Annotated in this window: 19 protein-coding genes and 1 pseudogene; 16 read left to right on the forward strand and 4 right to left on the reverse strand. The window is 72.6% G+C overall.

The features are described 5' to 3' along the window. The first annotated feature begins 63 nt into the window (after nt 1-63). Genes AC4MBH_RS21665 through AC4MBH_RS21675 form a run of 3 tightly spaced genes read left to right on the forward strand, consistent with a single transcriptional unit; the run spans nt 64 to nt 2,842 of the window. Nucleotides 64-1,512, forward strand: a complete 1,449-nt coding sequence (locus AC4MBH_RS21665) for a WS/DGAT/MGAT family O-acyltransferase (RefSeq protein WP_491797483.1) — start codon at nt 64-66, stop codon at nt 1,510-1,512. Between the two features lie 47 nt (nt 1,513-1,559). Then, a complete protein-coding gene (locus AC4MBH_RS21670) occupies nt 1,560-2,039 on the forward strand; it encodes a sigma-70 family RNA polymerase sigma factor (RefSeq protein ID WP_491797484.1) in 480 nt (159 codons plus the stop codon). Beyond that, complete coding sequence (locus tag AC4MBH_RS21675) at nt 2,036-2,842, forward strand: hypothetical protein (protein WP_491797485.1); 807 nt, start codon at nt 2,036-2,038, stop codon at nt 2,840-2,842. The genes AC4MBH_RS21670 and AC4MBH_RS21675 overlap by 4 nt, the downstream gene beginning before the upstream one ends. On the opposite strand, the gene AC4MBH_RS21680 is transcribed toward AC4MBH_RS21675, so the two are convergent. The 3 genes from AC4MBH_RS21680 to AC4MBH_RS21690 are packed head-to-tail and all read right to left on the reverse strand — an operon-like array spanning nt 2,839 to nt 5,824. Beyond that, nucleotides 2,839-3,687, reverse strand: coding sequence for an ABC transporter ATP-binding protein (locus tag AC4MBH_RS21680; RefSeq protein WP_491797486.1), 849 nt, complete (start codon nt 3,685-3,687; stop codon nt 2,839-2,841). The genes AC4MBH_RS21675 and AC4MBH_RS21680 overlap by 4 nt on opposite strands. Beyond that, entirely contained in the window at nt 3,684-4,745 is a 1,062-nt protein-coding gene (locus AC4MBH_RS21685) for a FecCD family ABC transporter permease (RefSeq protein ID WP_491797487.1), read from the reverse strand. Before AC4MBH_RS21685 ends, AC4MBH_RS21680 begins: the two co-directional genes overlap by 4 nt. After that, on the reverse strand, nt 4,742-5,824 hold the full coding sequence (locus tag AC4MBH_RS21690) for an iron chelate uptake ABC transporter family permease subunit (protein WP_491797488.1): 1,083 nt from the start codon (nt 5,822-5,824) through the stop codon (nt 4,742-4,744). Before AC4MBH_RS21690 ends, AC4MBH_RS21685 begins: the two co-directional genes overlap by 4 nt. A 73-nt stretch (nt 5,825-5,897) precedes the next feature. Here AC4MBH_RS21690 and AC4MBH_RS21695 point away from each other — a divergent pair, with 73 nt between their 5' ends. The 9 genes from AC4MBH_RS21695 (at nt 5,898) to AC4MBH_RS21735 (ending at nt 20,954) form a co-directional block, all read left to right on the forward strand. Beyond that, nucleotides 5,898-6,920, forward strand: coding sequence for an ABC transporter substrate-binding protein (locus AC4MBH_RS21695; protein ID WP_491797489.1), 1,023 nt, complete (start codon nt 5,898-5,900; stop codon nt 6,918-6,920). 242 nt (nt 6,921-7,162) lie between these two features. Then, the gene (locus AC4MBH_RS21700; protein WP_491797490.1) at nt 7,163-7,474 is read left to right on the forward strand and encodes a GNAT family N-acetyltransferase; all 312 of its coding nucleotides are present in this window, start codon (nt 7,163-7,165) and stop codon (nt 7,472-7,474) included. 468 nt (nt 7,475-7,942) lie between these two features. Continuing rightward, nucleotides 7,943-8,851, forward strand: coding sequence for a DUF5996 family protein (locus AC4MBH_RS21705; RefSeq protein ID WP_491797491.1), 909 nt, complete (start codon nt 7,943-7,945; stop codon nt 8,849-8,851). A gap of 38 nt (nt 8,852-8,889) precedes the next feature. Beyond that, nucleotides 8,890-9,582 (forward strand): NADPH-dependent F420 reductase, encoded by a 693-nt coding sequence (locus tag AC4MBH_RS21710; protein ID WP_491797492.1) that lies wholly within the window; start codon nt 8,890-8,892, stop codon nt 9,580-9,582. After that, nucleotides 9,570-10,874 (forward strand): glutaminase, encoded by a 1,305-nt coding sequence (locus AC4MBH_RS21715; protein WP_491797493.1) that lies wholly within the window; start codon nt 9,570-9,572, stop codon nt 10,872-10,874. The genes AC4MBH_RS21710 and AC4MBH_RS21715 overlap by 13 nt, the downstream gene beginning before the upstream one ends. 86 nt (nt 10,875-10,960) lie before the next feature. After that, nucleotides 10,961-13,399, forward strand: a complete 2,439-nt coding sequence (locus tag AC4MBH_RS21720) for a LuxR C-terminal-related transcriptional regulator (protein WP_491797494.1) — start codon at nt 10,961-10,963, stop codon at nt 13,397-13,399. A gap of 207 nt (nt 13,400-13,606) precedes the next feature. Continuing rightward, nucleotides 13,607-19,888, forward strand: coding sequence for a metallophosphoesterase (locus AC4MBH_RS21725; RefSeq protein ID WP_491797495.1), 6,282 nt, complete (start codon nt 13,607-13,609; stop codon nt 19,886-19,888). A gap of 94 nt (nt 19,889-19,982) precedes the next feature. Then, nucleotides 19,983-20,606: a LysE family translocator gene (locus AC4MBH_RS21730; RefSeq protein ID WP_491797496.1), complete on the forward strand. Its 624-nt coding sequence runs from the start codon at nt 19,983-19,985 to the stop codon at nt 20,604-20,606. A gap of 207 nt (nt 20,607-20,813) precedes the next feature. Next, entirely contained in the window at nt 20,814-20,954 is a 141-nt protein-coding gene (locus tag AC4MBH_RS21735) for a hypothetical protein (RefSeq protein ID WP_491797497.1), read from the forward strand. Nucleotides 20,955-20,970: 16 nt separating this feature from the next. Here AC4MBH_RS21735 and AC4MBH_RS21740 read toward each other — a convergent pair whose 3' ends face one another. Beyond that, entirely contained in the window at nt 20,971-21,615 is a 645-nt protein-coding gene (locus tag AC4MBH_RS21740) for a TetR/AcrR family transcriptional regulator (RefSeq protein ID WP_491797498.1), read from the reverse strand. Nucleotides 21,616-21,721: 106 nt separating this feature from the next. Between AC4MBH_RS21740 and AC4MBH_RS21745 the strand changes: the two are divergent. The 4 genes and pseudogenes from AC4MBH_RS21745 to AC4MBH_RS21760 form a co-directional block, all read left to right on the forward strand. Then, nucleotides 21,722-21,886 (forward strand): annotated as a pseudogene (locus tag AC4MBH_RS21745) (3-alpha-hydroxysteroid dehydrogenase); the annotation flags it as partial. A gap of 61 nt (nt 21,887-21,947) precedes the next feature. Next, nucleotides 21,948-22,502 carry an SDR family NAD(P)-dependent oxidoreductase gene (locus AC4MBH_RS21750; RefSeq protein ID WP_491797499.1) on the forward strand — a complete coding sequence of 185 codons (555 nt, stop codon included), beginning with the start codon at nt 21,948-21,950 and terminating at the stop codon, nt 22,500-22,502. Then, nucleotides 22,499-22,975: a nitroreductase/quinone reductase family protein gene (locus AC4MBH_RS21755; protein ID WP_491797503.1), complete on the forward strand. Its 477-nt coding sequence runs from the start codon at nt 22,499-22,501 to the stop codon at nt 22,973-22,975. Before AC4MBH_RS21750 ends, AC4MBH_RS21755 begins: the two co-directional genes overlap by 4 nt. Before the next feature lie 548 nt (nt 22,976-23,523). After that, nucleotides 23,524-24,822 carry an IS110 family RNA-guided transposase gene (locus AC4MBH_RS21760; RefSeq protein ID WP_491794885.1) on the forward strand — a complete coding sequence of 433 codons (1,299 nt, stop codon included), beginning with the start codon at nt 23,524-23,526 and terminating at the stop codon, nt 24,820-24,822. The last annotated feature ends 25 nt before the right edge of the window (nt 24,823-24,847 follow it).

A 24,847-nucleotide genomic window follows, 5' to 3' on the forward strand; every position in this document is an offset into this window, starting at 1 on the left:
CGTGACCTCGAGCCCGCCGGCCCGTTGGGACGAGAACACGTTCTACCCACCGAGAGGACCCCCGTGGACCGCCTGTCCGGGCTCGACGCCAGCTTCCTCTACCTCGAGACCCCCGCCCAGCTCATGCACGTCTGCGGGGTCATCGTGATCGACCCCGGCACGATGCCGACGCCGTACACGTTCGCGAGCCTGCAGGCCGGCATCGAGTCGCAGGTGCGCGACGTACCCGAGTTCACCCGCAGGCTGCGCCGGGTGCCGCTCGACCTCGACCACCCGATCTGGGTGCGCGACCAGGGCTTCGACGTCGAGCGGCACGTCCACCGCGTGGCGCTGCCGAGCCCTGGCGGCTACGCCGAGCTGATGGCCCTCACCTCCCACCTCGCCTCCCTGCCGCTCGACCGCTCGCGCCCGCTGTGGGAGATGTGGGTGATCGAGGGCTTCGACGACGGCAAGCTGGTGGTGTTCATGAAGATGCACCACGCGACCGTCGACGGCGTCTCGGGCGCCAACCTGATCTCCCACCTCTGCTCGCTCGAGCCCGACGCGCCGCCGATGGGTGACGGCGAGCCGAAGCGGCACGGCCGCTCCGCCGGGTCGCGCGAGCTGCTGGCCCGCGCGCTCGTACGCCGGGCCGCCACCCCCGTGCAGGTCGCCAAGGTGCTCGCCCCCACCGTCAGCGGCGTCGCCAGCACCATCGGCCGGGTCCGCGCGGGCACCGCCATGGCCGCGCCGCTGACCGCGCCCCGCACGTCGTTCAACGGCACGATCACCGGGCACCGCACCATCGCGCTGGCCGACCTCAGCCTCGACGACGTCCGGGCGGTCAAGACGGCCACCGGCACCACCGTCAACGACGTCGTGCTCGCGGTCGCGGGCGGCGCCCTGCGCGCCTACCTCGACGAGCGGGGCGAGCTGCCCGACTCCTCGCTGCTCGCCTCGGTGCCGGTGAGCGTGCGCGAGTCCTCGCGCCACTCCACCGGTGCCAACAAGGTCTCCTCGCTGTTCACCCGCCTCGGCACCGACATCGAGGAACCGCTCGAGCGGCTGGAGGTGATGGCCGAGTCCAACCGCAACGCCAAGGACCACCACCAGGCGATCGACGCCGACTCCCTCCAGGACTGGGCCCAGTTCGCCGCGCCCCGCACCTTCGGCCTCGCGGTCCGGGCCTACGCGGGGCTGCGACTGGCCGAGAAGCACCCGCCGGCCATCAACCTGGTCATCTCCAACGTCCCCGGCCCGCCGGTGCCGATCTACTTCCTCGGCGGGCAGGTCCAGGCGCTCTACCCCCTGGGCCCGATCTTCCACGGCGCCGGCCTCAACATCACGGTGATGAGCAACGACGGCAAGGTGCACGTGGGTGCCATCGCCTGCCGCGAGTCGATGCCCGACGCCGACGCGCTCGTCGGTCACTTCCCGGCCGAGCTCGCGCGGCTCCGCGAGGCCGTCTCGCCCGACGACGTCGGCGTCACCCCGATCGGACGCGCACGGTCGGCTCGCAGCGAGGACGCCTGACCGCGGTCCCGGCTAAAGGAAACGGGTTCCCGGTGCGTCATGGAGGTGTGAGCAGCGAGGAGTTCGTCGGGTTCTACACCGCGCAGAAGGACCGGTGCCTGCGGGCGGTGGTCGCCAGCGGCATGGAGCCCGGCCGTGCCGAGGAGGCGGTCGCCGAGGCGTTCGCCGGCGCGTGGTCGCGGTGGCGCACCGTCCGGACCATGGACCACCCGGCGGCGTGGGTCGTGCGGACCGCGATCAACCAGGACATCTCGTGGTGGCGCAAGCGCCGCCGCGAGGTGTTCTCCGACGTCGTCGTCGAGCAGCCGGTCACCGACGAGCACGGCCGCGTCGACCTCGTCGCAGCCGTGCGGCGGCTGCCACCCCGCCAGCGCGAGGTGGTGGTCCTGCGCTACCTGCTCGACCTCGACACCCGGTCGACCGCCCAGGCGATGGGCGTCGCCCCCGGGACCGTCGGTGCTCACCTCCACCAGGCGCTCGCGTCGCTGCGCGAGCACCTCACCACTCCCGAAGGGACACCGTCGTGAACGACGAGCTGGAGCGAGCGCTCCACAGCACCACCGCAGACCTCACCCTCGACACCCCGGTCGCCGACGTCCTCTCGCGGGGCGACCGGCTACGACGCCGCCGGCGCCGCGGTGCCGCCCTGCAGGCCACCGGCGTCGTCGCGGTGGCGGCGCTCGGCGTCGTCGCCGTCGCGGCCCAGCAGCCGGACGACGGTGGGCCCGCCGGGGCGACCGGGTCCGACCGCCCGGTGACGATCCAGGTCGCCTCGTGGTCGGGCCCCGCCACCAACCTGTCGGCCGAGCAGCTCGCCGACGTCCGATCGACGTGCGCCGCGTCGGCCGAGGAGGCGGTGCGGGGAGGCCTCACCGAGGCGGGCTGGGCCCTGCCCGGGACCACGCCGCCGGTCGCCGCCGAGCGGCGGGGCAACGTCGTCCTGGCCTACTTCGGCCAGGGACGCGACTACGCCAGCTGCGCCCTGGAGCCGACCCCCGACGGCGCGTTCGGGGTCACCGCCCAGTCCGCCGGGGTCGTGGGGACCATCCCCGAGGGACGGCACCTGTCCGTGGTGACCGCCGGCTCGAGCGACCCGGGCGTGCTCGGCGGCACGCTCGTCGATGCCTACGCCGTGGTGCGGACCGCGGCCGACGTGGCGACGGTCGAGGTCACTGTCGGCGACGACACCTTCGTCGGCACCCCCGACGACCGGCTCGCCTTCTTCTGGTTCGACGACGAGTCGTTGACCCAGGCCGACCTCGACCGGGCGACCATCACGGCGCTCGCCGCCGACGGCGACGTCCTCCAGCGGGACCGGCAGGGTCTCTAGGGGCCGGTGGGGTGCGGCGCGCCCCCGGCGTACCCCCGGCTCGTCGGGACCACGAGCGGCGTGCCGGAGACGGGGTCGTCGATCACCACGCACGGCAGGCCGAAGACCTCGTGCACCAGCTCGGCGGTGAAGATCGAGGCCGGCGGGCCCTCGGCGGCCACGGCGCCGTCCTTCATCACCACCAGGTGCGTGGCGTAGCGGGCGGCCTGGTTGAGGTCGTGGAGCACGGCGACCAGGGTGCTGCCGCTGCGGTGCAGGCCCGCGAAGAGGTCGAGCAGGTCGACCTGGTGGGCGATGTCGAGGTAGGTCGTCGGCTCGTCGAGCAGCAGCAGCGGCGTCTGCTGGGCCAGCGCCATCGCCACCCAGACGCGCTGCCGCTGCCCGCCCGACAGCTCGTCGACCGGCCGGGAGGCGAGCTCGGTGACCGCGGTCGCCGCCATCGCGTCGTCGACGGCCGCCCGGTCGGCGGCCGACCACTGCCGGATCAGCCCCTGGTAGGGGTAGCGGCCGCGCCCGACGAGGTCGGCGACCGTGATGCCGTCGGGCGCCAGCGAGGTCTGCGGGAGCAGGCCGACGAGGCGGGCGACCTCCTTGGCGCCGTACTCGGCGACGGCCTTGCCGTCGAGGAGCACCCGGCCGTGCTGGGGCTTGAGCAGCCGCGCCAGGGAGCGGAGCAGGGTCGACTTGCCGCAGCCGTTGGGGCCGATGATGACGGTGAACGAGCCGTCGGGGACCTCGACGCTCAGGTCGGTCGAGACCACCCGGCGGTCGTAGGCGAGCGTCACGCTGTCAGTCGCGAGCCGACTGTGCGGTCGTGGCTCGGGCGGGGTGTCGGTGCCGGTCATGAGTCCTTCCTCCGGGCCTCGTGGGCGAGCAGCCACAACAGGTAGACGCCGCCGACGACGACGGTGACCACGCCGACCGGCAGGTTCTGGGGGAACCAGTGCTGGGCGGCGACGTCGGCGAGCAGGAGCAGGAAGGCGCCGGTCAGCGCCGAGACGACGAGGGGGAGCCCGGCCGAGCGGCAGAGCCGGTGCGCGATCTGCGGTGCGGACAGGGCGATGAACGCGATCGGCCCGGCCACCGCCGTGACCGCGGCGCACAGCCCCACGCCGACCAGGATGAGGGTGAGCCGCACCGGCTCGACGCGGACGCCGTGCGCCTGCGCAGCGTCGTCACCGAGCTCGAGCTGGCGCAGCGCGCCGCTCAGCAGCGCGACCACCGGCAGCAGGACGGCGATCAGCGCCAGCGCCGGGAGCAGGTCGCCCCACCGGACCAGGTTGAGCGATCCCGCGCCCCAGGTGGCGGCGGCGACGGCGACCTGGAGCTGCGCGCGGAGCAGCAGGTAGGAGTTCACCGAGGCCAGCACCGCCGTGACCGCGATGCCCACGATCACCAGCCGGAACCCGCCGACACCGCCGCGCCACGCGAGGGCGTAGACGACGAGGGCGGTGCCGATGCCACCGGCGAGGGCGCCGGCGGCGACCGCGCTCGACGCGACGCCCGCGCCGGCGGTGATGACGAGGAGCGCGCCGGTGTAGGCGCCGGTGGAGAACCCGATCACGTCGGGGGAGCCGAGGGGGTTGCGGGTGAGGCTCTGGAAGACCGCACCCGACAGGCCGAGCGCGGCGCCGAGGACGAGCGCCGCGACGATGCGCGGCAACCGCTCGTGGAGCACGACGTGACGGGGGTAGCCGGCGCCGAGGTCGCGGACGGCGTCGACCACCTCCAGCGGCGAGAGCCGCAGGCTGCCGGTGCCGAGGGCGACCAGCCCGAGCGCCGCGGAGGCGACGACCAGCGCCGTGCCGACGACGCCCGCCCGGGTGCGCACCCGTCGTACGGCGCGGGCGCGGGGCGACCCGGCAGCGGCCGGTGCCGGCGGGAGGTGGACCGCGCCGGTCACAGCGCCGCCACCCGGTAGCGGCGGACCAGCACGACGAGCACGGGCGCACCGAGGAACGCGGTGACGATGCCGGCGGGGACCTCGCCGACGGGCAGCAGCAGCCGGCCCACGATGTCGGCGAGGAGGAGCAGCACGGGGGCGAGCAGCACGGTGAACACCATGAGCCAGCGTTGGTCGGGTCCCGAGATGCGGCGGGCCACGTGCGGGACCATCAGCCCGATGAAGGTGATTGGTCCGGCGATCGCGGTGGCGCCGCCCGCGAGCAGGGTCACGGCGACCACGGAGGCGGCGCGGGTGCCGAGCACGTTGGCGCCCAGGCTGGCGGCGAGGTCGTCGCCGAGCGCGACGGCGTTGAGCGCCCGGCCGAGCAGGAGCGCGAGCACGATCCCGGCCAGCACCCAGGGCGCCGCCGGCGCGATCACCTCCCAGCCGCGCGACTTCAGCGACCCGGCCTGCCAGGCGCGCAGGGCGTCGAACGCCCGCGGGTTGGTGAGCACGAGGCCCGACGTGACGCCGTTGAGCAGCGCCGCCAGCGCGACGCCGGCCAGGGTCAGCCGGGCGATGCTGACCGACCCGCGGTGGACGGCGCCGATCGTGTAGACGACGACGGTGGCGACCAGCGCCCCGGCGAAGGCCAGCCAGAGGTACGTCGACGGCGCCAGGGCGCCGGTGACCGCGATGCCCAGCGCCACCGCGAACGCCGAGCCCCAGGTGACGCCCAGGATGCCGGGGTCGGCGAGGGGGTTGCGGGTCACGGCCTGGATCAGCGCCCCGGCGACCCCGAGGCCCGCGCCGGCGACGAGGGCCGCCGCGGTGCGCGGCAACCGGTCGCCGAGCACCACCGACCGGTCGAAGGACCCGTCGCGGCCGTGCCGCAATGCGTCCCACACGACGTCGAGCGGGACGCTGCGCGAGCCGACGGCCAGGCTCACGACACAGGCGACGAGCAGCACCGCGACGCACGCCGCGAGCCCCACGAGGCGGGTCGGGGTGGACCGGGGCGTGACGTCGGCGACGTCGGCGACGGGTCCGACCGGCGCGCCGGCGTCCACCCGCGGGGGTCCTGCGTCCGACGTCACCCGACCAAGGTTAGGGTCACCTAATCCCGCAGGTTCGAGGCGGGGCCTTCCCGTCGTCCTCCGAGAGGTACCCATGTCGTACGTCCCCCGGCGCGTCACCCTGCGCCGTACCGTCCTGGCCGCCACCGCAGGCCTGGTCGCCCTGACCCTCACCGCGTGCACCGACTCGCGCGACGACGAGGGCGAGGACACAGGCACGGGCGGTGGGGAGACGACGTCGGACACCCGCACGGTCGAGACCAAGTTCGGGCCGGTCGAGGTGACCGGCACGCCGAGCAAGGTCGTCGCGCTCGGCTGGGGCGACGCCGAGACGGCGCTCGCGCTCGGGGTCCAGCCCATCGGCGCGTCCGACTGGCTCGCCTTCGGCGAGGACGCCGAGGGCGTCGGGCCGTGGGCCCAGGGCCTCTACGACGAGGCACCGACGTTCCTCGAGACGCTCGAGCTCGACCCGCAGTCGGTCGGCGCGCTCGAGCCCGACCTGATCCTCGACGTCCGCAGCTCGGGCGACCCCGAGCGCTACGAGGCGCTCCAGGAGATCGGCGTGCCGGTCATCGCGGTGCCCGAGGGCGGCGACAACTACCTCACCACCACCGAGCAGCAGGTCACGATGATCGCCCAGGCGCTCGGCGAGGAGGAGCGCGGCGAGGAGCTGCTCGCCGAGGTCGACGACGCGTTCGCCGCCGCGGCCGAGGAGCACCCCGAGTTCGCCGGCAGGACGGCGACGGTCTCGGCGTACTCCAGCGACGGGTGGGGCGTCTACACCTCCGGTGACAGCCGGGTGCAGTTCATGGAGCGGCTCGGCTTCACGCAGAAGCCGGAGGTCGAGGAGATCGAGACCGACAACTTCTTCGTGCCGGTCTCCAACGAGGAGCTCGACCTGCTCGAGGCCGACGTCGTGGTGAGCTTCCCGATCTTCGTGGAGCCGTCCGAGATCACCGACCAGGAGCTCTACAACGCCCTGCCCGCCGTGGAGGAGGGTCGCTCGGTGCTCATCGAGGACACCGACCTGGCCAACGCCTTCTCCATCGCCACCACCCTCGGGCTCACCTACGCCATCGAGAACGTGACCCCGCTGTTCGCCGCCGCCGCCGGCTGACCCGGCGCCGCCGCGGGACCGGGGTCCCGGCCGTCCCGACGGGCGGCCGGGTCGCCCGAGCGGCGAGGCCTCGGCCGCTGGCAGCCGTGGCCTCACGAGACGGGCCGTCTTGACACTAGACGGACCGACTCGTATCGTTGAAGGTACGGCCGGTCACGCCGGACAGGCCGGGTGCCGTGCGGGTCGGTCGTGGTGACGGCCCGGCCGGAGGGCGGCCGCACCCCCGATCGAGAGGTGGCTCCATGGACGACGTCGTCGTCACCCACAACGTCGACAGGAGCCGCTACGAGGCGCACGTCTCGGACGTGCTCGCCGGCTTCGCCGAGTACATGCTGGCCGACAAGCTGGTCGTGTTCACCCACACCGAGGTGGACCGTGCGTTCGAGGGTCGGGGAGTGGGGGCGGCTCTCGCCCGATCTGCTCTGGACGACGTCCGGCGTGCAGGCGGACGCACCGTGCTGGCCCTGTGCCCGTTCATCAAGGGATGGATCCTGCGCCACCCCGACTACGCCGACCTCCTCTACGACAGGCCGGCGACGGTCGTCAGCGACTGAGTGCGCCGCGGCGTGTGCGGACGCCGCCGAGGGGCACCGGCGCCTGCACTCGGCAGACGGGCATGACACGTGTCATCCCCGACCGATGAACAGGTGCAGGTGGGTCGATGACTTCATCCACTGCCGGCGGACGTGCGCACCGGGAACGCTGGAGGACACGACGCGTCGACCCCGCAGACCACGCACCTCAGCCGTGCCGGACCCGGTCACGGAACGATTCCCCGAGGTCATCGAGGCCGTCCGCGCCCACACCTGGAGGACCCACCCGGCCCCGCCCGGCCGGGCTGGTCGACCCGCCTCGGACCGACCTGCTCCCACGCTCGCCACGAGCTGAGCGGCCGTCCGTCGGTCTCGAACAACACATGGAGAGGAACTGGATGAACCAGCCGAGAAACCCGGTGACCCCCGGGCGCACCAGCCCGATGCCCGACCAGCTCGAGAGTCGGTCGGCCGCCCTCAGGACTGCTCGTGCCTGACCCGATCGCGCCCTGGCCCGCGCTCCCGCTCGGCTCCTGGGAGGCCACCCGCGACACGCTGCACCTCTGGACACAGGTCGTGGGCAAGACGAAGCTCGCGTTGGCGCCGAGGACGAACCACTGGTGGAGCGTGGCGCTCTACCTGACGTCGAGCGGTCTCACGACGTCGCTGATGCCGAGCACGGACGGCCGCGGGGTCGAGGTGTCCTTCGACTTCCACCGCCACCAGCTCGACCTCCGCACCACCGACGGCTCGTCCCGCAGCATCGATCTCGCCCCCCGCAGCGTGGCCGACTTCTACGCCGAGTACGTCGGGCGGTTGCGCGAGCTCGGCGTCGAGGTGCCGATCAACCGCATGCCCCAGGAGGTCCCGCACGCCATCCCGTTCGACCTCGACCACACCCACGACAGCTACGACGCGGAGGCGGCCAGGACGTTCTGGCGCACCCTGGTCGATGCCCACCGGGTGCTGAGCGTCTTCCGCAGCGAGTTCTCCGGCAAGGTCAGCCCGGTCCACTTCTTCTGGGGAGCCTTCGACCTCGCGGTGACCCGCTTCTCCGGTCGGGAGGCTCCGGCACACCCCGGGGGCGTCCCGAACTGCCCGGACTGGGTCATGGTGGAGGCCTACAGCCACGAGGTGTCCAGCTGTGGCTTCTGGCCCGGTGGCAGCGACGAGGGCTCGTTCTACGCCTATGCCTACCCCGAACCTCCCGGCTATCGCGACCAGGACCCCGGGTCCCGGGCCGGGGCGTTCGACCCGACGCTGGGGGAGTTCCTCCTGCCGTACGAGTCGGTCCGCACGGCCGAGGACCCGGATGCCGAGGTGCTCCGCTTCCTGCGGGCCACCCACACCGCCGCGGCCACCGCGGCGGACTGGCCGACCGAGCAGTCGCAGCCATGAAGGATGGCTCGAAGGTCGACTCCGTAGGCTCGGCCACGATGAACAGCCACGCCGTCACCGTCGGGATCCTGGGGGCCGGCAAGCTCGGCACCGTCCTGGCTCGCCTCGCCGTCGCCGCGGGTCACCGGGTGCTGATCTCCGGTTCCGGAGATCCCGGGAGGATCGCGCTCACCACCGAGGTGCTCACCCCCGGAGCGAGCGCGGTGTGGCCGGCCGAGGCAGCGGCCGCCGCAGACCTGGTGGTCCTGGCACTGCCGCTCGGCAAGCACCACGGGCTCCCGCACCAGGAGCTGGACGGGAAGCTGGTCGTCGACGCCATGAACCACTGGTGGGAGGTCGACGGTCCTCGGGAGACGATCGCGCCCCCAGGCACCTCCTCGAGCGAGGCCGTGCAGCGCGCGCTGCCGGGTGCGCGCGTCGTGAAGGCGCTCAACCACATGGGCTACCACGACCTGGAGGACGAGGCCCGGCCGGCGGGCAGTCCCGGGCGCAAGGCGATCGCGATCGCGGGCGACTCGACCGACGACCTCGCCACCGTGTCGGCGTTCGTCGACGCACTCGGGTTCGACGTGGTCCCGATCGGCGGCCTGGCGGCAGGCACCAGGCTCGAGCCCGGGTCACCTGCCTTCGGTGCGAACGTCGATGCCGACCGGCTCAAGGAGCTCGTCGGCGTCCCGGAGGCGCTCCCACCCGCGGACCTCACGCTGGAGGAGACGCCATGCGGTCGGTGATCCCCGACTACCTGGAGGAGGCGCTCGGGGACGTCGAGCCGGACACCTCGGGCGAACGTGCCGGCTACATCCCCGAGCTCGCGGCTGCGGATCCCGAGCGGCTGGCTGCGGTCTTCGCCACGGTCGACGGAAGGGCCTACGGAGCCGGCGACATCGACACCGAGTTCACGATCCAGTCCATCTCGAAGCCGTTCGTCTACGCGCTGGCCCTGGCCGACCGCGGCTTCGGTCCGGTGCTGGCCAAGATCGGTGTCGAGCCGTCGGGAGAGGCGTTCAACGAGATCTCCCTCGAGCCCGTCACGGGGCGCCCGCTCAACCCCATGATCAATGCCGGCGCGCTGACGACGCACTCGCTGGCCGGGTCGCAGCGGCTGAGCCCGACGGAGCGGACCGAGCGTGTGGTGCAGGGCCTCTCCGCGTTCGCCGGACGGCGCCTGGGGATCGACGAGTCGGTGTGCGCGTCCGAGATGGAGCACGCGCACCTCAACCTCGCGATCGCGCACCTGCTGCGCAGCCACGAGATCCTGACGGAGGACCCGAGGGGGGTCGTCGACGGGTACGTGCGGCAGTGCTCCGTGCTCGTCAACACGCGGGACCTGGCCATGATGGCGGCGACGTTGGCCAACCGCGGGGTGAATCCCCTCTCGGGGGAGCAGGTGGTCGACGCGACGGTGGTCCGGCAGGTCCTGAGCGTCATGGCCACGTGCGGCATGTACGACGCGGCCGGTGACTGGGCGACCCAGGTCGGCATCCCGGCCAAGAGCGGTGTGGCCGGCGGGCTGATCGGCGCGCTTCCCGGGCAGCTCGGGATCGCCACCTTCTCGCCCAGGCTCGATCCCCACGGCAACAGCGTCCGCGGTGTGACCCTGTTCGAGCGGTTCTCCACCGACATGGGCCTGCACGTCATGGAGGTGCCGCCCAGTGCGCCTGCGGTCGTGCGCTCCAACGACGTCCGTGGCAGCGGACCGGACGCGGTCCGCGTCGTCCAGCTGCAGGGTGCGATCCGGTTCGCCGGGGCCGAGCGGGTCGTCCGCGAGGTCGTCGACACCGCGCCCGCAGAGCCCCGGGTGGTCCTCGACCTCTCCCGGGTCTTCTCGGTCGACGACGTGGCCCGCATCATGCTGCTGGAGGTCGCCCGTCGGCTCACGATGGAGGGTCGCGAGGTCCTCCTCGTGGACCCGGAGGGGATCGTCCCCGATCCCACCCTCGGAGACGGCGGTCGCGTCACCGTCGTGGACGACGTCGACCAGGCCGTGGGCTCGCCGCGCCTGCCGACGGTCCAGGACTCGTGAGGGCGCTGGAGTTCCCGATCCGGACATAGGCACGCCACCCGGGCAACGTCGGTCGTTCACGGCGCTCCGCTTCCGTGTGGTCCGCGATGAGCGGCTACCTGCCCCGGCTCAATCCGGAGTTCCTGCAGCGGCCGCGACTGCTTCGACTGCTCGACGCCTGGGCTCCCTCGACCGTGCTGCTCGCGCCGTCGGGAACAGGCAAGTCGGTGCTCGCGGTCCAGTGGGCGCACCACGTGCGCGAGCAGGGGCACGACGTGATCTGGTTCGACGGCGAGGTCGACGAGCGGTCGGACGTGTCCGCCGCGCTGGCGAGGTACGCCGGGGTCGAGCCCGAGGCCGACGACGCGGCCACCCTGCGCCGACTCCGCCGCCACCTGCAGCGGATCGACCGACGGGTGGCGGTGGTCGTCAACAACGCGGAGCCGCTGCTGCCGGTGGTCGGCGACGCGCTGATCGAGATCGTCCGCGACTGCGACCTGGTCCACGTGGTCGTCTGCCTGCGTCGGCGGCTCGACCCGGTCGCCAAGGCCCTGCTGGAGACGGAGGCGCAGGTTTTCGGGCTCGCCGACCTGCTGTTCACGGTGGAGGAGGTGATCGAGATCGCGCGGAGCCGTGGCGTCCGGATGTCCTACGAGGAGGCGCGAGAGGTACGTGCGTCGGTGAACGGCTGGGCGGCGCTGGTCCGCACCGGGTTCGAGACCGCGCCCGACCTCGCCGGACGGCCGGTGACCACGTGGTCACCCAGGCACGTGGAGTGGTTCGTCAGGCGCAACGTGCTCCCGACGTTGCCGGCGAGCGCCGCCGACGCGCTGTGCCGAGTGGCACTGGTCGAGCAACCGACGTACGGAGCGGTGCTCGCAGCGACGGGGCCGCTCGACACGACCACGACGGTCGCCCTGGAGACTGTCGGCGTGCTGGACCCGATGGTCCGGAGCGGGGAGCCGCTGGTGCGGTTCCCCCCGGTCATGCGGCGCTTCTTCGTCGACCTCTACGAGGAGGACCGCCTCGGGTCGACCGCCGGCATGCACGACGCCGTGGTCGCGTTCTGGCTCGCGGAGGGCGAGCCGCGTGCCGCCCTGCGTCAGGCGGTGGCAGGACGTCGGTGGGACTCGGCGGTCACGATCGTCGAGGAGCACTGGTGGGCGTTGGTCGCCGCCGACCGACGAGGCACGGTCACCGACCTCCGGGCCATCCCGGCCGAGGCACTCGTCGGCCGGCTCCGCGCCCAGCTCGTCCGTCAGGTGGTCGCGTTCCCGGAGGAGGACGGCGAGACACCTGAGACCGCGGCGGCGCTCGAGCGTCTGGGCGGTGCGGTACCGAGCACGTCGCAGGACCTCGAGCTGCTCGCCCTGGCGATCTGGCGCGAGCGCCGACGGGGCCGGTTCGACGAGGCGCTCGGGTACGCCGCTCGGGTCGAGGACGTGGTCGCCCGGCTGGACCGCGGCACGCCGGGCGTCCTGGCACGGACCACCCGGTGGGCGGCCCTCCAGGCAGGGACCACCCGCCTCCTGGCCGGTGAGCTCGTGCCCGCGGTCCGGTCACTCGCGTGGGCCGTGGGTGGCCCGCCGCGGGACCAGGCGGCCGCGGCCGCAGGCGCGTGGCTCGCGTTGGCGTCGGCCGTCCGCGGAGAGATGCGGGAGAGCGTCCGCTGGGCCCACGAGGGCGGGTCCAGCGCCGCCGGCCGGGTGACCGACGTCGTCCGGGCCGTGCTCACCCTCGACGGGGCCGTCGACGACGCCGACCGCCTGACCGCGGTCTGGGTCGACGACGAGGTCTGGCCGTTCGCGGTCTGGGCGCGCACCAGGCACGCGCTCCTCTGGGGCGGGCGGACCCGAGTCCTCGCCGAGCTCTCGGCGCTCCGCGCGCATGCCGGACCGGACGTCCGGAGCCCGTGGGCGATGGCGCTGGTGGCTGCCTGCGAGGCCGACCTCGCCGTCTCGGTCGGTCGGACGGCGGCGGCGGAGCAGCTGCTCGAGGCGACCGGTCCCGAGCACGCCACGGTCACCGTCGCGCGGGCGCGGCTGGCCGTCGTCTCGGGCCGGTCCGCGGTCGCCGTGCCGCTCCTCGAGACGCTGATCGCCGGCACCGGCACCACCCTGCGCGAGCGGGTGGAGGCGCTGCTCCTGCTCGGGTGGTGCAAGGACGACGCGGACGCCCTGCGCGACGCCGTCGAGCACGCTCGCGCGGACCGCCTGCTCGGGCTGTTCGGGCACGTCCCGCGGGCCCTGCTGGTGGCCCACCGGGGCGCTGTCCCGGAGCTGGGCGGTGTGCTGACCGCGCTGGCGCGGTCGGGCGCCCGGGAGCCCTTCGTCGCCTCCGACCCGGTCCCGGCGCTCACGCCGCGCGAGCGGTCGGTGCTGGGCTGCTTGGCGCGTGGGCTCTCGCTGGAGCAGACGGCACGGGAGCTCGCCGTCTCGCGCAACACGATCAAGACCCAGACCGCCTCGATCTACCGCAAGCTCGGCGCCCGGACCCGTCCCGAGGCGCTCGCCCAGGCACGACGGCTCGGTCTCGCGGGAGCCTGAGCCGGCCGCCCGCCCGTCTCACCCGGTCGGTCACCCGTTCGGACCGGAAACGTTCACCCAGGCCGCCGGGCCCGGTCGTGGCGCTCGCCCCGGGGGGTCGGCTGCGACCTGTTGCCTGAGGAGCGCCCGCCCGCCGTCCCCCGGCGCGGTCCCTCGCACGCGATGGCCGCCGGTGGATCGACCCTGCACTCCCGCCGAAGGAACTCCATGCGCTCGCCCCTGCCCGTCCTGTCCACCGCGCTCGCAGTCCTGCTGGCGGTCGGCCTGCTGCCGTCCCCACCCGTGGCGCACGCCGCGACGAGCCAGAACGGGATCACGCTCTCGGTGGACGAGGGGCAGGTCCTCACCGGGACGGTTCCTCTCGCCGCGACCGATGACCAGGCAGCCGAGCCGGCCACGATCTCCATCGACGGGTCGCGGGTCGAGGCGACGTCGACCACGCCGTCCGCCGCCCTGCTCTGGCAGGCCCACGGCTGGGAGGCGACGAGCAAGAACACCTTCTACGTCAACGGCGAGAGCGTCGCCCACGCGCCGATGACGCGCTACTACGACTGGGCCGACGGCACCTGGACGGTGCCTGCCGGCGCCCTGCGGGCGGGCACCAACACGATCGAGATGCGGATCGGCAGCGCGAGCCAGGTCCTCGACCCGGGACCGAACGCCAACGACGACTTCAACATCCGTAGCGTCCGGCTCCGGCTCGCCGACGGCAGCACCTACGCCGACCCGGTGATCACCCCCGCGACCAAGACCATCGGCATGGGGGACGGCAGCGCCACCGGGCTGCGGACCGCGACCTGGACCATCACGCTGCCGGCCGCGAAGATGCGTCCGACGACCACCTACTCCTGGGACACCGAGCAGGCTGACGCCGGCGAGCACGAGATCGTGGCCACCTCCGCGGACGGTACGCGCTCGGCGCGCGTCACCGTCCGCACCGGCAACCTCGACCCGGAGCCCGAACGGGTCGTCCTGACCCCGTCGACCGACGCCTCCACGGCGCAGTCCTTCACCTGGCGCACCGGTTCGGGGACCGTGGACGGTGCGGTCCGGCTTCGCCCCGCCGGCTCCCAGGAGGAGTGGCGCGTCGTCGAGGCCTACGCCAACGACGTGCTGACCAGTGGCGGGGTCCCCACCCGCACCCACTCCGCGACCGTCACCGGTCTGCGGCCGGGAACGGCCTACGAGTACCGGGTCGGCAACGACGAGGCCCTCAGCGACACCTACCGGTTCACCACGGCCGGACAGCCCGGCGACCCCTTCACCTTCATCTACTTCGGCGACGCCCAGAACGAGCTGACCGAGAAGTGGGCCCCGGTCGTCGAGCAGGCCTACGCCACGTACCCGGGCGCCGTCGGGAGCGTCAACGCGGGCGACCTGGTCGACGCCTCCCGCAACGACAGCGAGTGGACCGAGTGGTTCGACGCCATGGGCGACCACGCACGGACGAGCAACGTGATCGCGGCCCCCGGCAACCACGAGTTCGTCGGCGACACGTTCCTGAGCAACTGGAAGTCGGCGTTCGAGTACGACCACAACGGACCGCAGTACGACGGTCCCGCCCCCGACGCCCAGGGCCTGACGGATGCCCAGCGGCAGGAGGCGGCCTACCGCGCCCAGATCGCCGAGGGACTGCGGGAGACGGCGTACTACACCGACTACCAGGGCGTCCGCTTCATCACCCTCAACGCCGGTCGCAACGAGGCCGCCGACCTCTACACGCCGGCGGACCTCCCCTCCTGCTCCGTCGGCTGCCCGGACCCGAAGCAGCTCTGGCTCGACATGCAGGCCGAGTGGCTCGACCACCTGCTCGAGGACAACCCGAACCGCTGGTCGGTCGCGACCTTCCACCAGCCGGTCTTCTCGACGGCCGTCGGCCGGGACGAGAAGGACATCCGCGACACCTGGCTACCGGTCTTCCAGCACCGCGACATCGACCTCGTCCTGATGGGCCACGACCACACCTACGCACGGGGCTTCGTCAACGACGACGCCACCTCCACCCCGGGCATGACCACGGGACCGGTGTACGCCGTGTCGGTCTCGGGTCCGAAGTACTACGACCAGCAGCCCGCCGCCGACAACGTCTGGACGCGCAACGGCGCCACCCAGGTGGTCTCCGCGGGTCACACCTCGACGTTCCAGGGCATCACGGTCGACGGCGACACCTTGCGCTACGAGGCGACCGTCGCCGGGAAGTGGGACGGGCGGTCGACGACGGACGTGCCGGTCGGCGGCACCCTCGACGCCTTCACCATCACCAAGTACGCCAGCGGGGCCAAGCGGGTCACCGAGGACGGGGTGACCCCGCCGGCCGAGGACCCCGGCACCGACCCCGAGGAGCCCCAGGACCCGGGGATCGGCTTCTCCATCGCCAACGGCTCGACCCTGTCGGGCATCGCCCGGCTCACCGCGACCGACAGCGCGTCGCCGCAGGCGCCGACGATCAGGATCGACGGTGTCGAGCAGGAGGTCACGGCCGGCGCCGGGGGAGCGGTCGACCTCGTCTTCGAGGCGCACGGCTGGGAGGCCACGACCAAGAACACCTTCTTCATCAACGGCGAGACCACCACGATCGCGCCGATGACCCGCTACTACGACTGGGCCGCCGGCGCCTGGCGGATCCCGGCCGGCGCGCTGAAGCCCGGCCGCAACACGATCGAGCTCCGCGTCGGCAGCGCCACCGCGGTCCTCGACCCGGCGCCCAACGCGAACGACGACTTCCGGGTCCGCAACGTCGGGCTGCGCCTCGCCGACGGCACCACGCTGCGCGACCCCGCGTTGGGCACCAACGTGCACGTCAACTTGGGTGACTCGGCCGAGGCGACGCCTCGCACCTTCACCTGGACCATCGACGTCCCGGCCGAGCGGCTCGTCGGCACCTCGACGTCCGCCTGGGACACGACCCGCCACGAGACGGGCTCGACCCACGAGGTCACGGCCACCTCGGCCGACGGCGCCCGGACCAGGACCCTCACCGTCGTCGTCGACAACACCGAGGCGGTCACCCTCGACGTCGTCGACGGCGACGTGCTGCACGGGTCGGTGCCGCTGACGGTCACCAGCGACGTGACCCCGGCGGTCGAGATCGACGGGGCACCCGTGCCGGTCGAGCTGCGCCGTCGTGTGGTCGACCCCGTCTTCACGTTCGAGGGCGACGGCTTCCAGCCCGACGCAGCCATGGACAGCATCTGGGTCAACGGTGAGCTGTTCCGTGTCCTCGGGGTGCCCGAGGCCGCCCACGGCTGGAAGACCGTGCAGGTGCCGATCCCGTGGGACCTGCTCGACCCCGGCACCAACGTGATCCGTATCCGGGCCGGCGGCAACCTCTCGCCGACGGGCGACGACGCCGACAGCTTCCGCACGCGTGCCGCCAGGCTGGTCCTGGCGGGCGGGCGGACGGTCCGGGACCCGCAGCACGCCCCCTCCCAGGAGCTGAGCTACGGCCCGGGCCGGAAGTTCTGGGACTTCACCATCACCGTCCCCGACCGCTACGAGACCGTCTACCAAGCCGACTGGGACACGACGGCCCACCCCGACGGCGAGCACACCGTCGCCGTGACCGGTGCCGCCGGCCGCGGTACGGCGGCGGCGACCGTCGTGCTCGACAACTCCGGACCGCAGGTCACCCTCGGCGCACCGTTGGCGGGCCACGACTACGCAACGAGCTCGTTCACGGTCGACGCGACTGCGACGGACCCGCACGAGGTCGCAGCGCTGACGTTGGAGATCGACGGCGAGCCGGTGCGCAACGGTCAGACCGTCACCGCCGACGACCTGAGCGACGGCGAGCACACCTTCGTCGCCCACGCAGTGGACCGGCTCGGCAACGAGTCCGAGGAGCGGGTCACCTTCCGCACCGTGGGCAACCTGCCCGAGGTGCCGAGCGGACCGCGCCCGACGACGGGGGCATCGGGCGTGCCGCCGACCGGGACCGACCTCGGGGTGCGGGTGACGGACCCGACCGCCGACGCTCTGGACGTCGCCTTCAGGTGGGCCTACCGGGGGGACTTCTCCGTCGGTGCCGACGTCGCGACCCAGGGCTCCACGACGGCCGCCGTGCCGGCACCCCGCGCCGGCACCACCGTCGACGACCGGGGGCGCGCGGACCTCGCGGCTGCCGACGGCAAGAGCCTGACGACCGAGGGCGACGCTGCGTACCCGTACCAGCAGTTCGACATCTCGGTGCCGGCCGCGCTCCGGGCGGACCGCTACACCGTGGAGTGGCGCGGCTCGGTGCCGCGGACCCAGCGCGCAGCACTGTCGGTGTGGAACCACCGCACCGAGGAGTGGGACCTGCTCGCCGACGGCAGGGGAGCCGACCTGCACCTGAGCGGACGGGCGTCGTACGCCGACACCGTGCGCGACGGCAAGGCCACGGTGCTGGTGCAGGACGTGCAGGCGCTGGTCATCGCCGAGGGCGACGACCCGGCCGTGTGGGCGTGGGTCAGCGACACCCAGTTCTACGCCGAGAGCATGCCCTCGACGTACGAGAAGCAGATGAAGTGGGTGCTGGAGAACCGCGAGTCCGAGCGGTTGGGCTACGCCATCCACACCGGCGACATCGTCAACCGCAAGACCCTCGTCGAGTGGGAGCGGGCCGACGCGTTCCAGCAGCTGTGGGACGACGCCGGCATGCCCTACGGCATCGTGCCGGGCAACCACGACATCGATGGCGACGGCAGCTACCGCTCCTACCAGCAGTTCTTCGGCGAGGAGCGGTTCCGTGACAAGCCCTGGTACGGCGAGGGGCACGACGACAACGTGCAGCACTACGACGTCGTGTCGACGCCGGGTGCGGACTACCTCGTCGTCTTCGTCGACTGGGTCCTCGACCAGCACGACGTCGACTGGGCCAACAGGGTCATCGGGGAGCACCCCGACCACAACGTGATCATCGCGACCCACCAGTACACCGGCGACAACGGGAAGTTCATCAACCCGGGGCACCGGATCTGGGACGAGATCATCGTGCCGAACCCCAACGTCGACGCGGTCCTCTACGGCCACATCGGCATCTGGACCGGCACCCGCGACGCCGCCACCGGCCGCAAGGTCGTCGAGGTGATGGCCGACTACCAGAGCGCGCCCAACTTCGGCGACGGCTGGATGCGCACCATCACCTTCGACACCGAGAAGCAGACCTTCAGCAACCGGACGTTCTCGGTCCTGCACGACCGGACCTCGTGGAAGGACGACGCGAAGGAGAACTTCACGATGCCGATGACGTTGGAGGCGCCGCGCCGCTCGGTGGCGACGGACTACGTCGGCGTGACCGTGGAGTCCGACGCGGTGATCGCGACGGTGGAGGACGTGCCTTCGGGCACCGAGGTCACGGCCCCGACCGGCGTCCTGCGCCCGGACAGCCGCTACAGCTGGTACGTCGAGGCCACCGACGGCGAGGGATTCACCCGGCGGTCGCCGGTCTGGTCGTTCCGGACCGGGGTCGACACGACCGCTCCCACGCTCACGATCCCGGCGGACGCCGCGATCCACGTCGGCGAGGCGTTCGACCCGATGGCGGGCGTGGCGGCCAGCGACGACGTCGACGGCGACCGCACGGCGCAGGTGCAGGTCGCGGGCGCGGTGGACAGCACCACACCGGGCACCTACCCGTTGACCTACACGGTGCGCGACACCTCCGGCAACGAGACCGAGAAGCGGCGCGCCGTCGTCGTGACGGGTCGGTTCGACACCGTGACCCCCACGATCGAGGGCGGGGTGCGGGTGGGGTCGACCCTCACCGCACGGCCAGGCACGTGGTCCGCGGACCCGACGTACACGTACGCGTGGGCGGCCGACGGCATCCCGGTCCGCGGCGCCGACGGCCCGACCCTGGCCCTGACGCCCGAGCTGCTCGGCACCCGGATCACGGTGACCGTGACCGGTCAGCGGTCGGGTTTCGAGACCGCGCACGAGACCTCGGAGGCCACGGAGCCGGTGGCGCTCGGGACCCTGACCGCGCCGGTCCCGAGGATCAGCGGCGTCGTGCGGGTCGACCGGACCGTGTCGGTGACGACCGGCACCTGGTCCCCGGCGGCCACCCTGTCGGTGCAGTGGCTGGCGGACGGGAAGCCGATCGCCGCTGCCGACCGTCGCACCCTGCGACTCACGCCGGCGCTGGTGGGGAAGGTCCTCACGGTCGCGGTGACCGGCACCCGTCCCGGGTACGCCACCGAGACGCCCCGGTCGACCGGCACGCGCGTCGCCGCCGGGACGTTCCGCGCCACCAAGCCGACGATCACCGGCAGGCCCACGGTCGGGGGAGTGCTCGTGGCGAGGCCCGGCACCTGGTCGCCCCGGGCTGTGCTGTCCTACCGGTGGTACGTCCACGGCAAGGTGGTCCGCGGCGTGACGGGGGCCCGACTCCGGCTCACGGCCGGCCACCTCGGCGCTCGGGTCATGGTCAAGGTCACCGGGACCCGGCCGGGCTACCGGACGGCGACGACGGGCTCGGCTCCTACCCGCCGGGTCACGCCCAGGCGCTGACCCGCGGTCCGCATCGGCGTCTCGCGGCGTTCGAGCGGGAGGTCCGGCGCTGAGCGGGTGGTGCCGGCAGATGACCTTGGGGCACTGTGGGGGCATGGATGTGAACTGGTTCGCGTTCGTCGGGGTCGTGATGGCCGCCTACCTGGTGCCGGGCCCCGACTTCGTCGTCATCCTCCGCGCAGCCACGCGGGGGCGGCGACTCGGGATCGCTGCCGCGATGGGGACACAGCTGGGCCTGTGCGTCCACGTGCTGTTGTCCGTCGTGGGCCTGTCGGTCGTGCTGTCGCGCCATCCCGAGCTGCTCACGACGGTCCGCGTCCTGGGTGGGCTGTACCTGCTGTACCTCGCCGGGCGGTTGGTCGTGCCGACCTTCCGGGCCGCCCGGCCCGACGAGGGGCCGGGCCTGGACGAGACCCACGACCATCGATCCGCCTTCGTGCAGGGGTTCCTGACCAACCTCCTCAACCCGAAGGCCGTCTTGTTCTTCGCTGCCGTCCTCTCCCAGTTCGTCTCCGGTCCCGCACCGACCTGGGTCCAGGTCAGCGTGCTCGGCGCGGTCGACGTCGCCCTCGGTGTCGTCGCCTGGGCCGTGGTCATCGTCGCCGGCGAGCGACTCGGCGGTCTCCTCCGTCGCGACCGCGTACGTCGGTGGTGGGACCGCACGATGGGGGCCGGGCTCGGGATGCTCGGCGGGGGGCTCCTCGCCACCCGCCCCTAGCCTGGGCGGTGCCGAGCAGGTACCCGGCACGGTGCGCACCCGACGCGGTGGGAGCCGGGGCCGACGCCGGGTCGAGGCGTAGGGTCACGGCACGCACCGCGCCGCCCACGGCCGGTGCCCGAGGGATCGAGGGTCGGTCGCCATGGCTCACAGGCACGCTGCTCCGCGCAGGTCATCGTCCACCCTGTCGCGACCGAGGCGGTCGCGATGATCTACATCGTGGTGGGCCTCGCGGTCCTGATCCTGCTGCTGTTCATCGCGACCGCGCGTCGCGGCGGGCCGGAGGCCGGTCGGTCCGGCAGCCACGGTGACGGTGGGGTCGGCGATGGCGGCGGTGGCTCCGCGTAGCCGGTAGCGACCGGACTCAGCCGTCGGCCGACGGCCCAGGTCCGGTCACGGCGTACCGGGCGGCGACGGTGCGGACGGCTTCGTCGACCACCTGCGCGACGCGTTCGGCGCTCACCTCCCAGCCCGGCACCAGGAGCGACGGCCAGAAGACGTAGTTGGAGATCATGCCGAGGAACTGGGTGGCCGCGAGGTCGACGTCCTCGATCCGCACCGTTCCCGCCTCGTGCTCGGCCAGCAGGTAGCCGCGCACGGACTCGAAGTAGGGCATCTTGCCCTGGGAGAACTGCGCGGCGGCGAGCTCGGGGAACCGCGGCAGCTCGGCGATGACGATCCGGAACAGGTCGGTCATCTGGGCGCGGCCCAACAGCTCGGCGTAGCGGCGACCGATGGTGCTGAGCCCGTCGACGATGTCGCCCGCCGGCGGCGGGTCCTCCTCGTCGGCGGTCGACCAGGACTCGGTGACCATGGCGTCGAACAGTGCGGCCTTGGTCGGGAACTGCTTGAACAAGGTGGCCCGCGAGACGCCCGAGCGCTCCGCGATCCGCGCGAGCGACGTCCGGTCGTAGCCCAGGTCGAGGAACAGTGCGGTCGCGGCCGTCAGGATCAGCGCGCGCTTCTCCTGGGCAACGCGCTGGTGGTACGTCGTCACGTCACTGCTCATGGGCCGAGCATACGAGGTGAGTGGCTTGACTCGCCATCGCCACCGACCTAGTGTCGAGCGAAGGTGAGTCGCTCGACTCACCATTCACGTACCGGAGGAACACCAGATGCCCCGCTTCGATGACCAGACCGTGCTCGTGACCGGGGGGACGGGCGGCCAGGGCTCGAGCCACGCTTACGCCTTCCACGCGGAGGGGGCGAACGTGGTGATCGGCGACATCGACGCCGGACGCGGCGCCGCTCTCGCCGCCGAGCTCGGGACCCGCGCTCGCTTCACCCACCTCGACGTGACCGACGAGCGCTCGTGGTCCGCCGCTGTGCTGGCCACCGAGAGTGCCTTTCGGTGCCCTGGACGTGCTCGTCAACAACGCGGGCGTCCAGAACCCGCCGGCGTCGATCGAGGGGACCGACCAGGCCACCTGGTCGCGCGTCCTCGACATCAACCTCACCGGGACCTTCCTCGGGATCAGGGCCGCCGCCCCCGCCCTGCGTCGCGCCGGTGGGGGAGCCATCGTCAACATCGCCTCGACCATGGGTCTGGGCGGCACGGCGCACTACGCGCCGTACGTCGCCAGCAAGTGGGCCGTGCGAGGTCTCACCCGGACGGCGGCGCTCGAGCTCGGCCGCGACCGCATCCGCGTGAACGCCATCCACCCCGGCGTGATCGCGACCCCCTTCATCCACGAGCCGGCAGCCGGCGCCACCGCGGCCATCGCCGACTTCTACTCACCCGAGCCGTTCGCCATCCCCCGGCTCGGCGAGCCGACCGACGTCACTCGGCTCCTCCTGTTCCTCACGTCATCGGAGGCGTCGTTCATCACGGGGTCGGAGTACGTCATCGACGGTGGACTCCTCCTGGGGCCCGCCCTCCAGGCCGAGACCGCATGAGCAGCCCGGACCCGACCGGGTCGAACGACCCCGCACCGGACGCGTCCTCGTCGCACCTGCCCGACCACATCCGGCGAGCCGTCGAGATCACCCCCGCCGCGGGCACCAGTGAACGGATCATCGACATCACGACACGAGGGCGCCGCACCGGCCGGCCGCGCCGCATCGAGATCTTCTTCTACCGGGCTGCGGGCGCCACCTACCTGTGCAGCGGCGCCGGCGGTGCCGCGACCGACTGGCACGCGAACCTCCTCGCCGATCCCACCTTCACCTTCCACCTGAAGAACGGGGTCCGGGCAGACCTGCCGGCCCGGGCCACGCCGGTCACCGACCCGGTCGAACGCCGGGCCGTGCTGGCGGAGATCGTCGCGGACCTCAACCAGCCCCACGACCCCGGCACCATCCGGCCGACCCGGCTCGAGGACTGGGCCGACAGCCGGCTGATGCGCATCAGCTTCAGCCCGCAGCCGTGACCGCCGACCCCGCGACGGATGACCTCCTCGGCGGCGTCCGTCACGCGGCAAGCCGTGACCCAGACCGGTCCGGGGCGGCATCCGGGTCACCGCCGACATCGAGGGCACGACTCGTCCACTCGACGCCTCGCTCGGCTCAGCCCAGACACCGGACGCCGTCGGGGCGGCCCCGACACTGGGGTGGCCAGTGGAGCCTGTGCGCTGACCGACCACGTGCGGGTCGAGAGGGGTCCCAGGCCGCCTGACGGCTCCGCGCGCGGGCACGCTCTCTCCTGCTCGATCCTCGGCACGACCGCGCACCAGCTGCGGCTACTAGAGACTCGACTGCAGGATCGGGGTCTGGCCAGACTGCGGTCTAGGTGACTGGCTGGGTGGCTCTCTGTGCGGCTGCCCACCGGGTGTTGGTGTGGCTCTTCCATGGTCTGCGACCGGCTGGTCACCGTGGTCTGGTGTGGCTCGAGAAGGGACTGCTCTGCTCGTAGTAGCGCTGCCCACCCGACCGTCCTCAGGCCCCGTTTCGGGGCGCGGTCCGTTTCGGGAGGTGGGTGTTGAGCAGCAAGCAGCAGGTGGTTATCGGGGTCGATCCGCACAAGTTGTCGGCCACGATCGAGGTCGTCAATACGGTCGGGGTCAAGCTCGGCGAGGGTCGGTTCGCCACCGACAAGGCGGGGTTCGCCGCGATGTGGGGTTACGTCAATCGTCTCGAGTCCGACCGGGCGCGGCGGGTGTGGGCGGTCGAGGGCGCGAATGGGGCGGGCCGGTCGGTGGCGCAGCGGCTGCTTGCTGCTGGCGAGCGGGTGGTCGATGTGCCGGCCAAGCTGGCGGCTCGGGTCCGGTTGTTCGACACCGGTCACAACCGCAAGACCGACGCCCTGGACGCTCATTCGATCGCGATGGTCGCGGTCAGCTCTGAGCACCGCGACGGGCTGCGGGAACTATGCGAGGACGGTGAGCTCGAGGCGATCCGAATGTTATGCGACCGCCGCGACGAGCTGTCGCGTCAACGGGTCCAGACGGTCAACCGGATCCACCGGCTGCTGGCCGAGCTGGTGCCGGGAACGAAGAAGAAGGACCTCTCCGCCCAGCAGGCCAAGGCGATCCTGGCGACCGTGCGTCCGCGCGACATCGCCAGCAAGACCCGCCGGCGGATGGTCGTCGAGCTGATCGATGACCTGGTTCGCCTCGACCGGCGGCTCAAGGCCATGAAAGCCGACCAAGCCGCCGCAGTGCGCGAACGCGGCTCGAGCCTGCTCGACCTGTACGGCATCGGCCCGGCAGGTGCAGCCCGGATCCTGGCCGACGTCGGCGACGTGAGGCGGTTCGCTGACAGGAACCGGTTCGCGTCGTGGACTGGCACCGCACCACTCGACGCCTCCTCCGGTGAGCAGATCCGCCACCGACTCTCACGGGCCGGGAACCGGCGGATGAACCACGTCATCTACCTCGCTGCGGTCGTGCAGATCCGCAACGACACCCCCGGCCGGGACTACTACCGACGCAAGCTCGCCGCCGGCAAGACCCCACTCGAAGCACTGCGATGCCTCAAGCGCCGCATCAGCGACGCCATCTACCGCCAACTGCTCGCCGACGCCCGACGCGACGCCGAGCCGGCTGCTGCCACGGACCATGTCGATGACCAAGCTGGGTCCAAAGAGGCCGACGGGCCAGCGGATGGCGCGGGCCCGGGAGGGCACTGCGGGGCGACTCAAGAATCCAGCGCGACCGACCTGACCCCGCACATCGGCACTTCGGATAAGCCACTCCACGGACCCGCAGAACCGACGCTACAACCGCCTGCTGCGCAACCGGAAGAGCTCAGGAACCAGGCCCTACAACGCGTCCCTTGACACAGAAGGGAGCCATGGTCGGGCG

The organism is Nocardioides sp. WJ219 (assembly GCF_058559815.1).